The sequence below is a fragment of the Sodalis glossinidius str. 'morsitans' genome (assembly GCF_000010085.1).
Taxonomy (GTDB): Bacteria; Pseudomonadota; Gammaproteobacteria; order Enterobacterales; family Enterobacteriaceae; genus Sodalis; species Sodalis glossinidius.
The window spans coordinates 905,189-923,699 of the sequence record NC_007712.1 but is presented as its reverse complement, the minus strand read 5'-3'; the positions used below and the strand labels follow the sequence as shown (position 1 = coordinate 923,699).

Annotated in this window: 13 protein-coding genes and 5 pseudogenes; 5 read left to right on the top strand and 13 right to left on the bottom strand. The window is 58.4% G+C overall.

Going from position 1 to position 18,511, the window contains the following annotated elements; all coding sequences use genetic code 11:
• The 5 genes and pseudogenes from SGP1_RS04705 (at window position 1) to mutS (ending at window position 6,905) form a co-directional block, all read left to right on the top strand.
• Window positions 1–1,240: pseudogene (locus tag SGP1_RS04705) on the top strand (ABC transporter permease).
• A pseudogene (locus tag SGP1_RS04700) lies at window positions 1,230–2,358 on the top strand (ABC transporter permease). The pseudogenes SGP1_RS04705 and SGP1_RS04700 overlap by 11 nt, the downstream one beginning before the upstream one ends.
• A 6-nt stretch (window positions 2,359–2,364) precedes the next feature.
• Window positions 2,365–3,107, top strand: a pseudogene (locus SGP1_RS04695) (ABC transporter ATP-binding protein).
• Window positions 3,108–3,376: 269 nt separating this feature from the next.
• Complete coding sequence (locus SGP1_RS31910; RefSeq protein WP_243466167.1) at window positions 3,377–3,895, top strand: hypothetical protein; 519 nt, start codon at window positions 3,377–3,379, stop codon at window positions 3,893–3,895.
• A 445-nt stretch (window positions 3,896–4,340) separates the two neighbouring features.
• Window positions 4,341–6,905 carry a DNA mismatch repair protein MutS gene (mutS, locus tag SGP1_RS04685; protein WP_011410504.1) on the top strand — a complete coding sequence of 855 codons (2,565 nt, stop codon included), beginning with the start codon at window positions 4,341–4,343 and terminating at the stop codon, window positions 6,903–6,905.
• A 124-nt stretch (window positions 6,906–7,029) separates the two neighbouring features.
• Here mutS and rpoS read toward each other — a convergent pair.
• The 13 genes and pseudogenes from rpoS to cysG all read right to left on the bottom strand — a co-directional run bounded on the left by rpoS (window position 7,030) and on the right by cysG (window position 18,470).
• Window positions 7,030–8,020, bottom strand: a pseudogene (gene rpoS / locus SGP1_RS31655) (RNA polymerase sigma factor RpoS).
• Between the two features lie 50 nt (window positions 8,021–8,070).
• Entirely contained in the window at window positions 8,071–9,153 is a 1,083-nt protein-coding gene (gene nlpD, locus SGP1_RS04675) for a murein hydrolase activator NlpD (protein WP_041866638.1), read from the bottom strand.
• 207 nt (window positions 9,154–9,360) lie between these two features.
• Entirely contained in the window at window positions 9,361–9,987 is a 627-nt protein-coding gene (locus tag SGP1_RS04670) for a protein-L-isoaspartate(D-aspartate) O-methyltransferase (protein WP_011410502.1), read from the bottom strand.
• Window positions 9,981–10,742 (bottom strand): 5'/3'-nucleotidase SurE, encoded by a 762-nt coding sequence (gene surE, locus SGP1_RS04665; RefSeq protein WP_011410501.1) that lies wholly within the window; start codon window positions 10,740–10,742, stop codon window positions 9,981–9,983. The genes SGP1_RS04670 and surE overlap by 7 nt, the downstream gene beginning before the upstream one ends.
• Before the next feature lie 276 nt (window positions 10,743–11,018).
• Window positions 11,019–11,933 (bottom strand): annotated as a pseudogene (locus SGP1_RS04660) (tRNA pseudouridine(13) synthase TruD).
• A gap of 60 nt (window positions 11,934–11,993) precedes the next feature.
• Window positions 11,994–12,470, bottom strand: a complete 477-nt coding sequence (ispF, locus tag SGP1_RS04655) for a 2-C-methyl-D-erythritol 2,4-cyclodiphosphate synthase (RefSeq protein ID WP_011410500.1) — start codon at window positions 12,468–12,470, stop codon at window positions 11,994–11,996.
• Entirely contained in the window at window positions 12,471–13,190 is a 720-nt protein-coding gene (gene ispD, locus SGP1_RS04650; protein ID WP_011410499.1) for a 2-C-methyl-D-erythritol 4-phosphate cytidylyltransferase, read from the bottom strand.
• On the bottom strand, window positions 13,190–13,507 hold the full coding sequence (gene ftsB, locus SGP1_RS04645; protein ID WP_011410498.1) for a cell division protein FtsB: 318 nt from the start codon (window positions 13,505–13,507) through the stop codon (window positions 13,190–13,192). Before ftsB ends, ispD begins: the two co-directional genes overlap by 1 nt.
• A 160-nt stretch (window positions 13,508–13,667) precedes the next feature.
• Window positions 13,668–14,015 (bottom strand): DUF3561 family protein, encoded by a 348-nt coding sequence (locus SGP1_RS04640; RefSeq protein ID WP_041866637.1) that lies wholly within the window; start codon window positions 14,013–14,015, stop codon window positions 13,668–13,670.
• Window positions 14,016–14,074: 59 nt separating this feature from the next.
• Window positions 14,075–14,695 carry an adenylyl-sulfate kinase gene (gene cysC, locus SGP1_RS04635; RefSeq protein ID WP_011410496.1) on the bottom strand — a complete coding sequence of 207 codons (621 nt, stop codon included), beginning with the start codon at window positions 14,693–14,695 and terminating at the stop codon, window positions 14,075–14,077.
• Window positions 14,695–16,122: a sulfate adenylyltransferase subunit CysN gene (cysN, locus tag SGP1_RS04630; protein WP_011410495.1), complete on the bottom strand. Its 1,428-nt coding sequence runs from the start codon at window positions 16,120–16,122 to the stop codon at window positions 14,695–14,697. Before cysN ends, cysC begins: the two co-directional genes overlap by 1 nt.
• Before the next feature lie 12 nt (window positions 16,123–16,134).
• Complete coding sequence (gene cysD / locus SGP1_RS04625) at window positions 16,135–17,043, bottom strand: sulfate adenylyltransferase subunit CysD (protein ID WP_011410494.1); 909 nt, start codon at window positions 17,041–17,043, stop codon at window positions 16,135–16,137.
• An 11-nt stretch (window positions 17,044–17,054) separates the two neighbouring features.
• Window positions 17,055–18,470, bottom strand: coding sequence for a siroheme synthase CysG (gene cysG, locus SGP1_RS04620; RefSeq protein ID WP_011410493.1), 1,416 nt, complete (start codon window positions 18,468–18,470; stop codon window positions 17,055–17,057).
• Window positions 18,471–18,511: the final 41 nt, after the last annotated feature.

The following is an 18,511-nucleotide window of genomic DNA, read 5'->3' as shown; positions in this document are numbered from 1 at the left end:
ATTTTATGGAGAATGTTGCGTCAGTCCTGGGGGCACCATTTACGGTGGAAAGGGCTGGCGGTGTCTATCGATATTGGCGATAAGATATCGCGCGAGCTGAAATCTTACGGCGCTAATATTCTGATTGAACCCGCCGGCCAGGCAGCGCTGCCCGCCGTGTTCAGCGGGAAAAACAACCCGCTGTCAGGTCAGGACTTCCTGGATGAAGCCGAACTGCCCAACATCAAAGATATCTTCTGGCGCAACAATATTGTCGGCTTCGCACCGATGCTGGGCGGCGACGTGCAGGTCGGCAACCGCGATGTCGGCATGCTGGGGACCTTTTTCAGCCAACCGGTGGACATCCCCTATGAAGAGGGGTACCAGACCGGCCAGCTCACGGTTAGCCCGTTCTGGCAGGTTACGGGGGATTGGCCCCGAGAGCCGGCAGGCGCGCTGCCGCAAACGCTGGTCGGTCAGGCGCTGGCCCATCGTACCGGTTGGCAGGTCGGCGACAAACTCCCGCTGCCCGTCGATGGGAATACGCGTGAAGTCATCGTGAGCGGCATCCTGTCCAGCGGTGGCGAAGAAGACAACCAACTGGTGATGCCGCTGGGTGTAGTCCAGTCATTACTGAACCTGCCGGGAAAAATTCAGGCTATTCGCGTTTCGGCCCTGACGGTACCGGAAAACGCGCTATCGCGCCGGGCGTGGGAAAACCTGGACGCGCTTAACTCCGAAGACTATGACCTTTGGTACTGCACCACCTATGTCTCCTCTATTGCGCACCAGTTGGAAGAGGCGATTTCCGGGGCGGAAGTGCGTCCGGTCTGGCAGGTAGCCGCATCGAAAGGGGTAGTCATAGATAAAATTCAACTGCTGATGGCGGTGGTGACGCTGGCCGCGGCGGCCATGGGTATCGCCTCGCTGATGACCAGCACCATCATGGAACGTGCACGGGAAATCGGGTTGATGAAAGCGCTCGGCGCACCCCCATAGCAAATTCTGTTGCTGTTCTATCTCGAAGCCGCGACCAGCGGTTTACTCGGTGGCGCTGTCGGTTGCCTTGGGGGCTGGGGGCTGGGGGCTGGGGGCTGGCGCAGGTTATCGGCCTGATGTTTTTGGCTCGCCGCTGAATTTCGCCTGGATAGTGGTGCCCTGTGTCTTGGTTATTGCGGGGCTGATCGCGTTAATCGGCACCTGGTTCCCGGCCCGGCGCATCGCCCGTCTATACCTTGTGGAGGTGCTCTATGGCAGTTAAGCACGACCTGCTCTGGTTGCTGGTCTGGCGTGCATTACGCCTGCGTTTGCAGCGCGTGGGGGGGTGTTTGTCGCCCTCACGGTGGGCGCGACTATTGTGACCGCGCGCTCTGCCGTCTGGTTCGACATCAACACCAAAATGAGCGAAGAGCTGCGCACCTTCGGCGCCAATTTCTACCTCGGCCCGGGGCACGGCACCCATATGCCGCAGCAGGATTTGCAAACCATTATCGAACAGGCGCCTGCCGGACTCATTCACAGCGCCAGTCCGTGGTTTTATGGCATGGTGCGTACCGAGCTCGAAAAGGTCGTCATGGTGGGCGTATGGTTCGAGTCGCTGCCCAAACTGGTGCCTTATTGGCAGGTCACGGGCAAATGGATCGGCGTCAATTTTGACGATCGCAACGCCATGGTGGGCATCAAGCTCGCCGAGCGTCTCAATCTGAAGCCAGGCGATAGCTTGACGCTCGTGGATCACCAAGCGCGCAAAAAACTGTTGGTGAAAGGGATCGTTGAGGCGTGCGACGCCACGGATAACATGCTGATCGTGAGTCTGGACGTAGCGCAGGCGTGGCTAAACCAACCGGGAAAATCAGCCACGGCTTATTGAGCGTCAGCAATGACGTAGGACAGGTGGACAGCTATGCCCGGCGTCTTTCGCAGCACTATCCCGCCCTCGATATTCTCCCGATACGTAAAGTGTCCGCCTCCGAAGGACAGGTGCTCGACAAGATCAAAGGATTGATGGGGCTGGTATCGGTCGTCATTCTGGCGCTGTCGTCGCTATGCGTAAACACCACGCTCATGGCAATCGTCAGCGAACGCACGCGGGAATTTGCGCTGCAAAAAGCCTTGGGCACCAGCAACGGCGATATTATCCGCCAGATCCTACCGGAAACGAGCATCATCGCGCTGGCAGCGGTGGTGAGTGGTTGGGTGCTAGGCTATCTGCTGGCGCAGCTATTGGGGTTGACGGTTTTTAATTACGCCATTTCCCTGCGGCTACCGGTCTTGCCCATCACCCTGCTGTTGTCTTTGCTGGTCGCGGTGCTCGCGGCCATCGTTCCGGTGCGGCGCGCGGTCAGCGTCGAGCCGGCGAAAGTGCTTAAAGGAGAGTAGTGCCATATCCGTCATACACCTACCCAGAGGGTGATTGAAACCCGCCATTTGTACAAACGATTCGGTGAAGTTACCGCACTGGAAGATATCAATCTGCACATCGCGCGCGGCGAATTTGTGGCGGTCATGGGAGCATCGGGTTCGGGTAAAACCATGCTCATGAACATCCTCACCTGCCTTGATACCGCAAGCGAAGGTCAGGTTCTCCTTGACGGCACCGACGCAGAGGCGCTGGATGAGGAAGGACGGCGACGTTTCCGGGCGCAGAAGATAGGCCTGGTGTTTCAGCAATTCCATTTAATCCCGTTTTTGACCGCGCTGGAAAATGTGATGCTGGCACAACATTACCATAGCATCGTAGACGAACCCGCCGCCCGGGCGGTGCTGGAGCAGGTAGGTCTGGGTCATCGCGTCAGCCATTTACCCAGTCAGCTTTCCGGCGGCGAGCAGCAACGCGTCTGTATCGCCCGGGCGCTGGTTAATGAACCGCCGGTGATTTTCGCCGATGAGCCGACCGGCAACCTGATGAAGAAAACAAGCAGCGCGTGCTGGATGTGCTGCAAGACCTGCACCGGCAAGAGCGGACCATCGTGCTGGTAACGCATAACCCGGCGTTGGGGCACGTTGCCGACCGCATCCTACGGTTGCAACACGGAAAATATCTCGGCGAGGAGAAAAACCAACATGCAATAGCGTACTTTACCCGATGCGTGATGACGCATCCCGATAGAAACAATAACGTCGAATAGCCCCTTGACTTGAAAACATGATTTCGGATTATTACACTCAAATCACAGGGAAAAAAATGAACCAGGACGTCTTCTAAGTGGTTTTCGCAATACAGTAAGTGGACAGGGATCACTACGCCCATGATGGTAACGTTAATCGGCCGCGTGAGCGCCCCGGCTATAGTGATCTATGCCAAAGCGAGTATCATTTTGACGTAACGACGCCCAACGGAAAAAAAACGCTCATTCTTGAAACCTATCTTTATGACCATAGTATCCCGGGCTTGGTCATGACCGAGAAGCGGTGGAGCTTTACCCTGCCCAAAGTGCAGGGGACGGAAGCGCGTCCTGAGTTTTACGTGCAATTGATTGCCTATAATAAAGGTCGCCTGCGCCCTTCTCGTGCCCGACAAAAGGGTGAGCCTGCTGTTCCCATTCTCTATGATAGCCGTCAGGCCTATGTCGACATGGGCGACGGTTCGCGTCAGTATGCCAGACCTGAGATCTTCCTCGGCACGGACGCATTCCCCTATGACTTCCCGGGTGACACGATGAAGTATGCGCGGCCCTTACTCTATGATATCAACAGTGATGAGGTGCACCGTCTGGTTCCGCGAATTTTCAACAATGACGATTATGGTTCGGTCTATATGGTATTCAAAACATGGAATAAAGGTGCAAATGAAAAATGGACAATTCACTTAGGAGAATTGGCGATAGCGGGGCAGAAAATCGCCCTACCGCCCCTTCAGCTTTGCTATCGACCAACAAAAAAATGGGTCGATATTGAACCGCTGATGCGCCCTTAAACACTCCGCCAGTCGGGCGAATGCGTGCGTTGCGCCATCAGCCCGCCGGCGTTCCCCGCACAGGCCCGCGTCCGGGATCTCGCTGGCCGGAAAAAGCGCGTCTGTGTCGGGGCGCTTTACCCTCCGTTCCCCGCCTGCGGTGTTCAGGGGCTTTGTTTTCCTCGCCTTCTCCCGACGGCCGCGCTTCCTGATTATTTTGCCCTCACTGCTGCCCTTAGCTCTCGGCCAACGTACGAAATTTGCCTGAAGGCGCGTATTTTACCCTGTGACAGCGGAACAGTCGCTGGGCTAGTATAGCGGTAGCAAAAGGGACGGTCCTCCCCCACCCTACGTGAAGGCGTCGAGCAGAAGGGAGCAGGGCTGCGTTACCAGACATCGTGATACTCAATGACAACAACAAAATCACAATAAACTTAAAATTCAATGGATTATTTTAAACATGTCGATGATTGACACCAAAAACCTGGATTCACACACCCCCATGATGCAACAGTACCTGAAGCTGAAGGCGCAGCATCCGGATATACTGCTGTTCTACCGGATGGGGGATTTTTACGAGCTTTTCTACGATGACGCCAAACGTGCGTCGCAGCTGATGGACATATCCCTCACCAAACGGGGCGCTTCCGCCGGCCAGCCTATCCCCATGGCCGGGGTGCCCTATCACGCGGTGGAGAATTATCTGGCCAAGCTGGTGGCGCTGGGGGAGTCGGTCGCCATCTGTGAACAGATTGGCGATCCTGCCACGACGAAAGGGCCAGTGGAGCGCCGCGTGGTCCGCATCGTTACCCCAGGCACGCTAAGCGATGAAGCGTTACTCAATGAACGCCAGGATAACCTGCTGGCCGCCCTCTGGCAGGCGCCGCAGGGTTTCGGTTACGCCACTCTGGATATCACTTCAGGCCGCTTCCTGGTTTCCGAGCCCGCAGACCGCGAAGCGATGGCCGCGGAATTACAGCGTACTAATCCGGCCGAGTTGCTTTATCCGGAAACACTGCAGGATATGAAGCTTATCGAGCACCGTCGCGGCCAGCGGCGCCGCCCGCTGTGGGAGTTCGAGCTCGATACCGCCCGTCAGCAGCTCACCTTGCAATTCGGCACCCGCGATTTAAACGGTTTTGGCATTGAGCGGGCGCAGCTGGCCCTGCGCGCTGCCGGCTGTCTGCTGCAATACGCCAAAGACACTCAGCGCACATCGCTGCCGCACATTCGTGCCGTCACGCTGGAGCTGCAACAGGACGGTATCGTGATGGATGCCGCGACGCGGCGAAATCTGGAGTTGACGCAAAATCTTAGCGGCGGCGGCGAAAATACGCTGGCGGACGTTTTAGACCGCACGGTGACGCCCATGGGCAGCCGCATGCTTAAACGCTGGCTGCATATGCCCACCCGGGACATCACCACCCTCACCTACCGTCAGCAGAGTATCCGTGCGCTACAGGACCACGTGGCGGAACTGCAACCTCTGCTACGTCAAGTAGGCGACCTGGAGCGGGTGCTGGCGCGGCTGGCGCTGCGTTCGGCGCGCCCGCGCGATCTGGCGCGCATGCGTTATGCCTTTACGCAGTTGCCGGCCATTCAGGCGCTGCTCTGCGGCCAATCGGAGCCGTATTTACCGCAGTTGCTGGACAGGGTCGGTGAATTCGAGACGCTGCGCGATTTGCTGGCGCGGGCCATTATCGAGGCGCCGCCGGTGCTGGTGCGCGACGGCGGCGTTATCGCCCCGGGTTACCATGCCGAGCTGGATGAGTGGCGCGGTCTGGCGGCGGGGGCGACCGATTATCTCGATCGTCTGGAACTGCGCGAACGGGAGAAAACCGGGCTGGAGACGCTCAAAGTTGGGTTTAACGCCGTACACGGCTATTTTATTCAGCTTAGCCGCGGCCAAAGCCACCTGGTGCCAATCCACTATGTGCGGCGTCAAACTCTGAAAAACGCTGAACGCTACATCATTCCCGAACTGAAAGAATACGAAGATAAAGTGCTGACCTCGAAAAGCAAGGCGCTGGCGCTGGAAAAAGCGCTCTACGATGAGCTTTTCGACCTGCTATTGCCCCATTTGGCGGCGCTACAGCAGAGCGCCACCGCGCTGGCGGAGCTGGACGTATTAAGCAATCTGGCCGAGCGCGCGGAGACGCTGCGCTATGTGTGCCCGACAATCGACGCCCGTCAGGGGATCCACATTAGCGGTGGGCGCCATCCCGTCGTAGAACACGTGTTAAGCGAACCTTTTATCGCCAATCCGCTGACGTTGTCCGACGCGCGGCGCATGTTAATCATCACCGGTCCAAACATGGGCGGTAAAAGCACTTATATGCGCCAGACCGCCTTGATTGTGCTGCTGGCGTATATCGGCAGTTTTGTACCGGCTGATGAAGCTACTATCGGTCCGATAGATCGCATTTTTACCCGCGTCGGCGCCGCCGATGATCTGGCCTCCGGCCGTTCCACCTTCATGGTGGAGATGACCGAAACCGCCAATATCTTGCACAATGCTACGCACCAGAGCCTGGTGCTGATGGATGAAATCGGCCGCGGCACGTCGACCTACGATGGGTTGTCGCTGGCCTGGGCCAGCGCGGAGAGCCTGGCAGGCCGCATCAAGGCCATGACCTTGTTCGCTACGCATTACTTTGAGCTGACCACCCTGCCGGAAAAAATGGAGGGCGTGGTTAACGTGCACCTGGACGCGGTGGAGCACGGCGACACCATCGCCTTTATGCACAGCGTACAGGAGGGCGCCGCCAGCAAGAGTTACGGCCTGTCGGTGGCGGCGCTGGCAGGGGTGCCTCGTGAGGTTATCAAACGCGCGCGCCAGAAGCTCAGAGAGCTGGAAACGCTGTCTACCGGCGCGGCGGCAGGCAGCGTAGACGGCTCCCAGCTGTCGCTGCTGCAACCGGAGGAGCAGCCCGTGGCACCGGCGGTCGAGGCGCTGGAAAACCTGGATCCTGACAGCCTGTCGCCACGCCAGGCGCTGGAGTGGTTGTACCGGCTGAAGAAAATGCTATAAGTTCCGGTAATGCGGCAGGCACAAAAAAAACGGTGAGGGCAACCTTACCGTTTTGGGTGGCGTCCGCAGCAGTGAGTAACGCCGACGGGCCTGACATGGCGCTTGACCGGCGCCAAGAGTAAGCTTATTCGCGGAACAGCGCCTCAATGCTCAGGCCCTGACCCTGCAGGATCTCCCGCAGACGGCGCAAATCTTCCACCTGAATCTGACGCACGCGTTCGCGGTTCAGACCGATTTCACGGCCCACATCTTCAAGCGTCGCGGCTTCATAACCCAGCAAACCGAAACGTCTAGCCAGCACTTCACGCTGTTTGGCGTTCAGCTCGAACAGCCACTTGACGATGCTTTGCTCCATGTCATCGTCCTGCGTGGTGTCTTCCGAACCGCTGTCTTTTTCATCGGACAGAATGTCCAGCAGCGCCTTCTCGGAATCATAGCCCAGCGGCGTGTCCACCGACGTGATACGCTCGTTCAAACGCAGCATACGGCTGACGTCTTCCACGGACTTGCCAGCTGCTCGGCAATTTCTTCCGCGCTCTGCTCATATCCAGTTTATGCGACAGTGCACGCACGGTGCGCAGATAGACGTTCAGCTCTTTAACGATATAGATCGGCAGGCGAATGGTACGGGGGTTTGGTTCATGATGGCCGGTTCAATCGTCTGGCGAATCCACCAGGTGGCGTAAGTAGAGAAACGGAACCCTCTTTCCGGGTCAAATTTTTCTACCGCGCGAATCAGACCGAGGTTACCTTCCTCGATTAAATCCAGCAACGCCAGTCCACGGTTACTGTAACGGCGGGCAATTTTCACCACCAGACGCAGGTTGCTCTCAATCATCCGGCATCGTGAGGCAATGTCACCCGAAGAGCGCGCCGTGTGCAAAGTAGACCTCTTCTTCAGCGGTCAGCAGCGGGGAGTAGCCGATCTCGCCCAGATACAGCTGTGTGGCGTCCAGAACACGCTGACTTGCTCCCTGAGACAGCAGCTCTTCTTCGGCTAAATCATTATCAGCAGGCTCATCGACTAGCGCCTTCTCGTCAAATGTTTCAGCCCTATTCTCATCGAATTCGGCCTCTTCATGTAACTCGTTAACTTTCAGCGTATTTTGGCTCATAGTGCTCCTACCCGTGATCCCAGGACAGAACGTCGAGACATTCCGCCAATTTATCGCTGCGGAAGATAACGCAGCGGGTTTACGGATTTCCCCTTGTAACGAATTTCAAAATGCAATCTGGTTGTGCTGGTTCCGGTGCTACCCATGGTAGCGATTTTCTGCCCCGCCCTGACTTCTTGTTGTTCTCGGACTAGCATCGTATCGTTGTGGGCGTAGGCGCTCAAGTAATCATCATTGTGTTTGATGATGATAAGATTACCGTAACCCCGCAAGGCATTGCCGGCATAAACCACTCTGCCGCTGACGGTCGCCAAAATTGGCTGTCCTCGAGAACCGGAGATATCAACCCCTTTATTACCGCCTTCAGCGGCGGAAAAGTTGTCAATAATCTTCCCATCCGTCGGCCAACGCCAACCGGTGATTGCCGTGCTGCCAGACGCCGTGGCGGCTGGTGCCGTGCTGGGTGCTGCGACCGGCGCAGTTGTGGTAACAACGGTGCCGGTGGTAGGTAACATTTTGCCATTCGACGACGGCAACATTTTCCCTACACTCTGTTTACTTGAACTTTCAGGATAACCATTGTTTTTATTAGAATCAACACTTGATTCTGTCAATCGTGTATTCGAGGTAGGAACCAGGGCGACCACAACACCGGTATTGGTCTGGTTGGCGTTGGACGCCAGAACGGTTCCAGCCGGCGCATTGCCGGTAATCGGTACCGTTCCGTTACCTACCTGCAAAGTCTGACCTACGTTCAGGCTGTAAGGTTCCGGAATGTTGTTCCTTTGCGCCAGATCCCGGTAGTCGTTCCCCGTAATCCAGGCTATATAGAACAGCGTATCGCCGCGTTTCACCTGATATGTCGCGCCGGAATAGGAACCTTTCTGAATATTGTCATAACTCCTGTTGTAAACAATATTTCCTTGCGGAGAGACATTCACCTGGCCCTGCTCGCCACCGCTCACCACAGCGCGCGGCTGACCGAGCTGGGGGGCGCGCTCAACGGTGGTGGCACTGCCGCCGCCCACGCTGCTTATCGGTGCGCTGGATTCATTATTGGCGCACCCCGCCAGCCAGATACTCGCCATGGCACAAACCGCAACGCGGCGCCACGCGCTCTTCGGGCTTCCCATGCTCAATTCTCCCCTATGGCAGCAACGCCAGTCATCATTCCAAATAGGCCAGACATTATGTGTTATACATCCTTTTTTGGCTTATTGTCCCACTAACAGGAGCATTTTCAGCTATTTCTTAGTTAATAATTATACTATCGTTAATGCTAGCAACAACCGGTCGCCTGCGCCATTAAACACTTGTATAGAAATTTAAGCGCCGGGAGATCAGGCCAGTTCGCCTTTCACCAGCGGAACGAATCGGACCGCTTCAACGGTATCGACGACAAACTCGCCGCCCTTACGCCGTACCCGCGTCAAATGCTGCTGTTCATCGCCGACCGGCAACACCATCACGCCGCCTTCATCCAGCTGCGCCATCAGCGCCTGAGGGATTTCCGGCGGCGCCGCCGTGACAATAATGGCGTCGAACGGCCCGCGCGACAGCCAGCCCTGCCAACCGTCGCCGTGGCGGGTGGAAATATTATGCAGATCGAGAAGTTTTAGCCGGCGCTTGGCCTGCCATTGCAGCTTTTTGATGCGCTCTACCGAGCAGACGTGCTTCACCAGATGCGCCAGAATGGCGGTCTGATAGCCGGAGCCGGTGCCAATCTCCAACACCCGCGATTCCGGCCACAACGCCAGCAGTTCGGTCATTCGCGCCACGATGTAAGGTTGGGAAATGGTCTGCCCAAGGCCGATGGGCAGTGCGGTATTATCATAGGCTTTGTGCTCGAAAGCCTCGTCGATAAAATGTTCGCGCGGCACCGCCTCCATGGCCTGCAGCAGGCGTTCATCGCGGATACCCTGCTGACGCAGCTGCGCCAGCAGCGTCTGCGTACGTACGTCTACCATGAGCCAAGCCCCTCCGTATCGCCAAGCCAGTCGCTCAGTACGGGCAGTGCGGCGCTGGCGGTCAGATCCACCTGCAGCGGCGTCAGGGAGACATAACCGCGGTTTACGGCGTCGAAATCGGTGTCAGCCCCCGCATCGAAGGAGCCGGCCGGCGGCCCGATCCACAGCATTTCCCGGCCGCGCGGATCGGTTTGCCGGATAACCTCGCTGGCAGGATGCCGGCTGCCGCAGCGGGTGACTTTGTACCCCTTGAGGGACGACAGCGGCAGGTCGGGGACATTGACGTTAAGAATTTTGCCCGTGCGCAACGGAGTGCTCGTTAGCGCGCGCAGCAGGCGGCAGGTGACGGCGGCGGCGGTGGCGAAATGGCGGGTGCCGTTCAGCGACACCGCCAGCGCCGGGTAGCCCAGATGGCGCCCTTCCATCGCGGCGGCGACGGTGCCGGAGTAAATAACGTCGTCGCCCAAATTCGGCCCGGCGTTGATGCCGGACACCACAATATCCGGTCCGGGGCGCATCAGTGCATTGACGCCGAGATAGACGCAGTCGGTGGGGGTACCGGAGAGGATGGCGATATCGCCGTTGGGATGGGTTTGCATGCGCAGCGGCGCGTCCAGCGTCAGAGAATTGGACACTCCGCTGCGGTCGCGGTCTGGCGCCACGATCTGTACGAAAGCAAGCGTGCGTAACGCTTCCGCCAGCTGCTGTATGCCGGGCGCATGAATGCCATCATCGTTGCTTAAAAGTATGTGCATAGTCTTTTTTGAGGTTATAAGAAAATCTCCCGCACCACGACGCCCTGCGGTGAAAGGCAAAAACCGGCCTGACCCGCCGCCGGTCAGGGTCACCGGCGCACGATCAGGGCGGAAATAGAGATCAATAATGGCATGAAATGTCACCGTGGTGAAGCTGGCAATTCAGCGGATGAGGCAAATTTCGCCGCCGTGCAAGAGAGGGTGCGCGAGGCGTAACGGCGGGCTGACCACGGCAGTCACGCCGCAGCTGAAAGGTTTCGTGAGGACGATGGCGGGTCAGTGGTCAATTTCGGCGGTGGCATCCAGCAATTCACGCACTACCGCCGTAGCATAACTGCCTGCAGGCAGGCTGAAGGAAAGCGTCAGCGTCGCGTGGTCTTGCCAATGCCAGCTTAACTCCTTCGGTCGCAGCAGCAGGGCGCGTCGCCAGACAAGTTTGTTTAAACGCCGCCGCAGCAGCAAGGGAACCCAATTCCCCCTCCTCCGGCAATGGCGCCGTCAGCGAAAGCTCCCCCGCCACCAGCCGGTCGGTCAGCGCCGGTAGCTCCGCCGTCGTGGCGACAAACCAGCTGCCGCGGCCGGTTAATTGCAGGGCGTCGCCGTTCAGAACACGCTCTGGCCCAAATTGCGCCAGACGCTGGCTGACCACGTTATTGAACAATGCGCTGCGGGCGGCGGAAAGCGCAAAGCTGCGCTTGCTGCAATCTTTAATGCGGCGATTATCCTCGGCCCAGCGCTGCGCCAGCCTCAGATTATTGCCCTGATGACCGAAATAATCCGGTACGCCTTCCCGGGCAAGGCAGTTCAACCGCACGTCGACATCCGCCTGGTCGCTTATCTCACTCAGCGTCAGGGTGAAGGCGTTGCCCTTAAGAGTGCCAATGCGCAGTTTGCGGCCGATGACGGGCGGTGGCGAGAATCTCGCAGCCCGCAAGCTGGAAAGCCGCGAAGTTGGGATCGCTTCTACCGGACAGATGCAGGCAAAGCCACTGTTCGGTAACGACGTGGCGATCCTTCAGCCCAGCGTAGCTCACGGACCGGGCGGGTACCGGCAAAGGCCGCCAGCGCCTCGGCAACATAGGGCGTATTGCAGCCAGTTTTGCGCAGCCGCACCAACACACGTTCACCTTCGCCGTCCGGCTCGAACCCGAGCGTTTCTCGTACCTGGAAATCCGCCGCCCCGGCTTTCATCAAACCGGTCGCGGCCGGTTTGCCCTGCAACCAGCAGCTGATGATAGTCCAGATCGTCAGTTATGAGGTCCTGACCAGTAGAGCCACCGCCTCGCAGGCAATGCCTTCGCCGCGACCGGTAAAGCCTAACTGTTCGGTGGTGGTCGCCTTGACGTTGACATCATCCATGTGGCAGCCGAGATCTTCCGCGATATTCACGCGCATTTGCGGAATATGCAGCGCCATCTTAGGTACCTGGGCAATAAGGGTAATATCCAGATTGCCCAGACGGTAGCCTTTGGCCGCAATCCGTCGCCAGGCTTCGCGCAATAACGCGCGGCTGTCGGCCCCTTTGAAGGCCGAATCGGTATCCGGAAACAATTTGCCGATATCGCCCAGCGCGGCGGCGCCCAGCAAGGCGTCGGTGGCGGTGTGCAGCGCAACGTCACCATCGGAATGCGCCAGCAGGCCCTGCGGGTAAGGGATACGCACGCCGCCGATGATAAGTGGGCCTTCGCCGCCGAACTTGTGCACGTCGAAACCGTGTCCGATACGCATTTACACGCTCTCCGTATTAGCCAATTGAGAAAAAAAGAAGCGGGCCAGCGCCAAATCTTCCGGGCGGGTCACTTTGATGTTGTCCACGCGCCCCGGTACCAACAGCGGCGCATAACCGCAATACTCTAAAGCCGAGGCCTCATCGGTGACGGTCGCACCTTCCGCCAGCGCCCGCTCAAGGCAGGTTATCAGCAGGTCGCGCGCAAACAGCTGCGGCGTCAATGCGTGCCATAAATCCTCGCGCTCGACGGTGGCGGCAATAATGTCCGAGCCAGTGTGGGCGCGTTTCATGGTGTCGCGCACCGGCGTCGCCAGGAGCCCCCCCACCTCGGTATGCGCGGTTATCACCAGCAGGCGGCGGAGATCGTCTTGATGCAGGCAAGGGCGAGCGGCGTCGTGCACCAGCACCCATGATGCCGCGCTGGCGCAGCGCAGCGCAGCCATGACCGAGTCGGCGCGCACCGACCCGCCGGTGACAACACGCACCCGTGGATCGGCCGCGACCGGCAACTGGTAGAACCAGCGGTCTTCCGCGCTTATCGCCACCACAGCCTCGCTGATGCAAGGATGACACAGCAGCGCGTCAATGGCGTGTTCGAGCAACGTTTTGTTGCCGATGGTGAGATATTGTTTGGGAAGGGCGGTCTGCATGCGGCTGCCGATACCGGCCGCCGGTAGTATGGCGATAACGTCAGGGGTCTGCCCTGCTAATGCGATCATTATTGATTGTCTTGTGTCGCGGGCGCTGCCGGCTGCCGTTTCGACTGCTCCGGCACCAGACGATAGAAGGTCTCGCCCGGCTTTATCATGCCAAGCTCGTTGCGTGAGCGTTCCTCGATGGCTCCCTGGCCGCCGTTCAAATCATCAATTTCCGCAAACAGCTGATCGTTGCGCGCTTTGAGCTGCGCATTGTTGCTTTGCTGCGCCGCAACGTCGCTCTCGACGCGCACCAAATCGTGCACACCGTTTTTACCCAGCCATAGCGAATATTGTAACCAGCCAAGCAATACTAATAACAGCAGCGTCAGTTTTCCCATACCTCCCCCCCTGAATGACGGCATAATCATCCCATAACCTGCGGTCGGACTCCACACCAGCCAGCAAATACCGCGGCATTTACGCCAAAAAGTCGGCGGCTCAGGGGCTTTTTTACCGATTTTTTACGCTTTGTTACCGCATGAGGAGGCGTACTGGCCGTTACCAGCCCGAGAGAAAAATGAACACCAGCCAGAACAGGCTGAAGACCGACAGACCCGTGGCCAGCAGCGACAGGCAAACTCTGCCGCCAAGCAGCACGCTGTAGATGACGCCCATCAGCACGCACACCGGCAACAGCGCCAGAAAGAACGGCCAGGTGTAGAGCAGGAAAAACAGGGCGTTGGCGCCAAATTGCAGAATCGGCACGGCAAAAGCCAGCCAGTAAAAGACAAACCCGGCGATACCGCCCCACAGGGCATAAGGCGGCTCATCCCGGCGAAACTTACGGTCAAGGGCGAGGCTGAATTTGAAAGGAATAGCGCGTTTTATCTCGGTAACGTTCGGCATCAAGACCTGTCTCTGGCTGGTAATCGCCGGCGACGTTCAGTCGCTCGCCGGCAGCGCATTCAGAAGTTGATAATAACGCGCTCATCCAGCAGATCTAATAAACGACCGGTCAAATTTGTTACCAATTGTTCGCCATCCAGATGCAGATCCGGCCGCTGCGGTGCCTCGTAAACCGTGTCAATACCGGTAAAATTACGCAGCTCGCCGGAACGGGCTTTTTGGTAGAGCCCTTTGGGATCGCGCGCCTCGCAGACGGCCAGCGGCGTATCGACAAACACTTCGATAAAGCGGCCGGCGGGCAGCATATCCCGCACCAGCTGACGCTCGGCGCGATGGGGCGAAATGAAGGCGGTTAACACGATGAGACCGGCGTCAACCATCAGCCGCGCCACCTCGCCTACGCGGCGAATATTCTCGCGGCGATCGTCATCGCTAAAGCCCAGATCGCGGCACAAACCGTGGCGGAAGTTGTCGCCGTCCAGTAAATAGGTGCTGACGCCCCGCTGATGCAGTACCTGCTCCAGCGCGCCGGCAAGGGTCGATTTGCCCGAGCCGGACAGACCGGTAAACCACAATACCGTCCCCTGGTGCTTATGCAACCCCTCGCGGTCCTGACGGGTAACCGGATGCGTATGCCAAACCACATTGTCGTCGACAGGACGCCCTGCGTCGGCGGTCATTATTTGCCTCCCAGCAGGTCGCGTGCGCCCCAGTGCGGAAAATGGCGGCGCACCAGCGCGTTGAGCGCCAGCTCAAATTCGCCGTAGGCGCCCGGCTCGCGATAAACGTCCTGTAGCGGCTGGCGCACCATGCCGGCGCCAACGGTGACATTGCTTAACCTGTCGATGAAAATCATGCCGCCGGTAGTCGGATTATCGGCATACTTATCCAGAATCATCGGCTCGTCGAACGCCAGCTCCACCAGACCAATACCGTTAAGCGGCAGACTGTCGGCCACACGCTGAGTCAGGGTGTTGATATCAACCTGATACTGAATGTTGTCCACCCGCGCGCGGGTTTTCTTGCCGGCAATTTTGATATCAAAGCTCTGGCCCGCCACCAATGGCTGTTCGGTCATCCACACCACATCGACCTGGGCGTTTTGCACCTCCGTCAGCGTCTCGCCGGCGTCCACCAGCAAATCGCCACGGCTGATGTCTACCTCATCTTTTAAAACCAGGGTCACCGCTTCACCAGCCCAGGCCTCCGTCAAATCGCCATCAAAGGTCACGATGCGGCTGATGGTGGAAGTGACGCCCGACGGCAGCACTTTCACCGCCTGACCGACGCGCAGTACGCCCGCCGCCACGGTGCCGGCGTAACCGCGAAAATCCAGATTGGGACGGTTAACGTATTGCACCGGAAAGCGCGCCGGCTGCTGCTCGTTAAGATTGATAACCTCCACCGTTTCCAACACATCCAGCAGCGTCGGGCCGTTATACCAGGGCATGGCCTTCCCCAGCGCGGCAACATTATCGCCCTCCAGCGCCGACAACGGGACGAAGGTAATGTCCAGATCGACCGGCAATTGCTCGGCGAAACGCAGATAATCCTGGCGAATACCTTGAAAGATCTGCTCGTCGAACGCCACCAGATCCATTTTGTTCACCGCCACCACCAGATGACGGATGCCCAACAACGTACTGATAAAGCTGTGGAGCCGGGTCTGATCCAGCACGCCTTTGCGCACGTCGATAAGCAGTATGGCCACATCGCAGGTCGAGGCGCCGGTCGCCATATTGCGGGTGTACTGTTCATGCCCCGGCGTATCGGCAATAATAAATTTACGCTTTTCGGTGGAGAAATAGCGATAGGCAACATCAATCGTGATGCCCTGCTCGCGCTCGGCCTGCAAGCCATCCACCAGCAGCGCCAAATCGAGTTTGTCGCCCTGGGTACCCAGGCGCTTGCTGTCGGTATGCAGCGTCGACAGTTGATCCTCGTAGATTTGCCGGGTGTCGTGCAGCAGGCGGCCAATCAGCGTACTTTTGCCGTCATCGACGCTGCCGCAGGTCAAAAAACGCAGCAGGCTTTTATGCTGCTGGGCGTGCAGGTACGCTTCTACCCCGCCCTGCTCGGCGATCTGTTGGGCTATGGCATTGTTCATGTAGATGGCTCCTTAAAAATAACCCTGACGCTTTTTCATTTCCATCGACCCGGACTGATCGCGATCGATAACACGGCCCTGACGCTCACTGGTGGTGGATACCAGCATCTCCTCGATAATCTCGGGCAGGGTCTGCGCGTCGGAGGCCACCGCGCCGGTCAGGGGCCAACAACCGAGCGTGCGAAAGCGCACCATACGTTGTTCGATAACTTCACCCGGCTGCAGGTCGATACGGTCGTCGTCCACCATAATCAGCATCCCGTCGCGTTCGAGCACGGGGCGCTTCTTGGCCAGATACAGCGGTACGATTTCGATGTTTTCCAAAAAGATGTATTGCCAGATATCGAGCTCGGTCCAGTTGGAGAGCGGGAAAACGCGAATGCTTTCCCCTTTGTTGATCTGGCCGTTGTAGTTGTGCCACAGCTCCGGACGCTGGTTTTTCGGATCCCAGCGGTGAAAGCGGTCGCGAAAAGAGTAAATACGCTCCTTGGCGCGGGATTTCTCCTCATCGCGCCGGGCGCCGCCAAAGGCGGCATCGAAGCCGTATTGATTCAGTGCCTGTTTCAGGCCCTCGTTCTTCATGATATCGGTGTGCTTGGCGCTGCCGTGGACAAAGGGATTGATGCCCATCGCCACCCCTTCCGGGTTTTTATGCACCAGTAGCTCGAAACCGTAGGCCTTGGCGGTGTGATCGCGGAACGCATACATTTCGCGGAATTTCCAGCCGGTATCCACATGCAGCAGCGGAAACGGCAGCTTGCCGGGATGAAAGGCCTTACGCGCCAGATGCAGCATCACGGACGAGTCTTTGCCGATGGAGTACATCATCACCGGATTGCTGAATTCGGCAGCCACCTCACGGATAATATGGATACTCTCAGCCTCCAGCTGCAGAAGATGGGTAAAACGTTGTTGATCCATAAATGACATCCTTATGCCAGATTAACCACCGACGCGCGCTTTTGCGCCGCCAGGTTTTGCTGACCAAACCAATTGATTTCATGATGAAGGGCGACCACTTCGCCAATCACCACCAATGCGGGGGTGGGCGCCTTTTGCGCCAGTTGATCCAGCGCCTCCAGCGTGCCCGTCTGCACGTACTGGTCGCTGCAGGTCCCGCGGCTTATCACCGCCACCGGCGTTTGTGCCGACCGGCCATGGCGAATCAGCTGGCTGCTGATTTCCGCCGCCTTGACTACCCCCATGTAGATAGCCAGCGTCTGGCGCCCACGCGCCAGCGCCTGCCAATCCAGGGCATCGGCGCCGTCACGCAGATGCCCGGTGATAAAAGTAATGCTCTGGGCATGTTCGCGATGGGTCAACGGAATGCCGGCATAGGCGGTGGCGCCCGCGGCAGCGGTGATGCCGGACACCACCTGAAAGGGTATGCCCGCCGTCGCCACGGCTTGCAGCTCTTCGCCGCCGCGGCCGAAAATAAAGGGATCTCCCCCTTTAAGCCGCACCACCTTTTTGCCCTGCTGCGCTAGCGTCACCAACAGGCGATTGATCTCCTGCTGCGGCATCGAGTGCTCGCCGACGCGCTTGCCCGCGCAAATCCGCTCCGCATCGCGGCGCACCAGTTCGAGAACTTCAGGGCTTACCAGATAGTCATACAGCACCACATCCGCCTGCTGCATCAATTGCAGCCCGCGCAGCGTCAATAGCCCGCTATCGCCGGGGCCGGCGCCGACCAACGCCACCTCGCCCCCGTGTTCCGGGCCCGCGTTCAGGGCCTGCTCCAGCGCCTGTTCGGCCTGTTCCAGCCGCCCCTGCGCCATCAGACTGGCAAAGCGGCCATTGAGCGCTTTCTCCCAGAACCGGCGACGGCCGGCCATGCTGCGGATCCGCTGCTTTACCCGGCCGCGCCAGGCGCCCGCTATGGCAGCCATGGGGCCGAGAAAGGTCGGAAGAATCGATTCCAGTTTCTCGCGCAGGATGCGCGCGAGCACCGGCGCCGTACCGCTGGAGGAGATGGCCACTACGATGGGGGCGCGATCGATAATTGAGGGAAAGATAAATGAGCAGTACGGCTGGTCGTCCACCACATTGGCCAGCAGATGGCGCTGTTCGGCGCACTGGGAGACCCTGGCATTCAGCGCCGCATCATCGGTGGCGGCGATCACCAGGAAAACGTCGTCCAGCATGGCCGGTTCAAACGATTCGCCTAGCCAGGACAGACCGCCGGCCTGGCGGATTTCCTCAAGCGCCGGGCATAAAGCCCGCGCCGCCACTATGATTTGCGCACCGGCGCGCATTAACAGTTGAATTTTGCGCGCGGCCACCTCGCCACCGCCAACCACCAGTACCGGACGACGCCTGAGATCGGCAAATAGCGGTAAATATTCCACAGCAACCTTTCTGTTCGTGTTTAGTAATATAATGACTATAC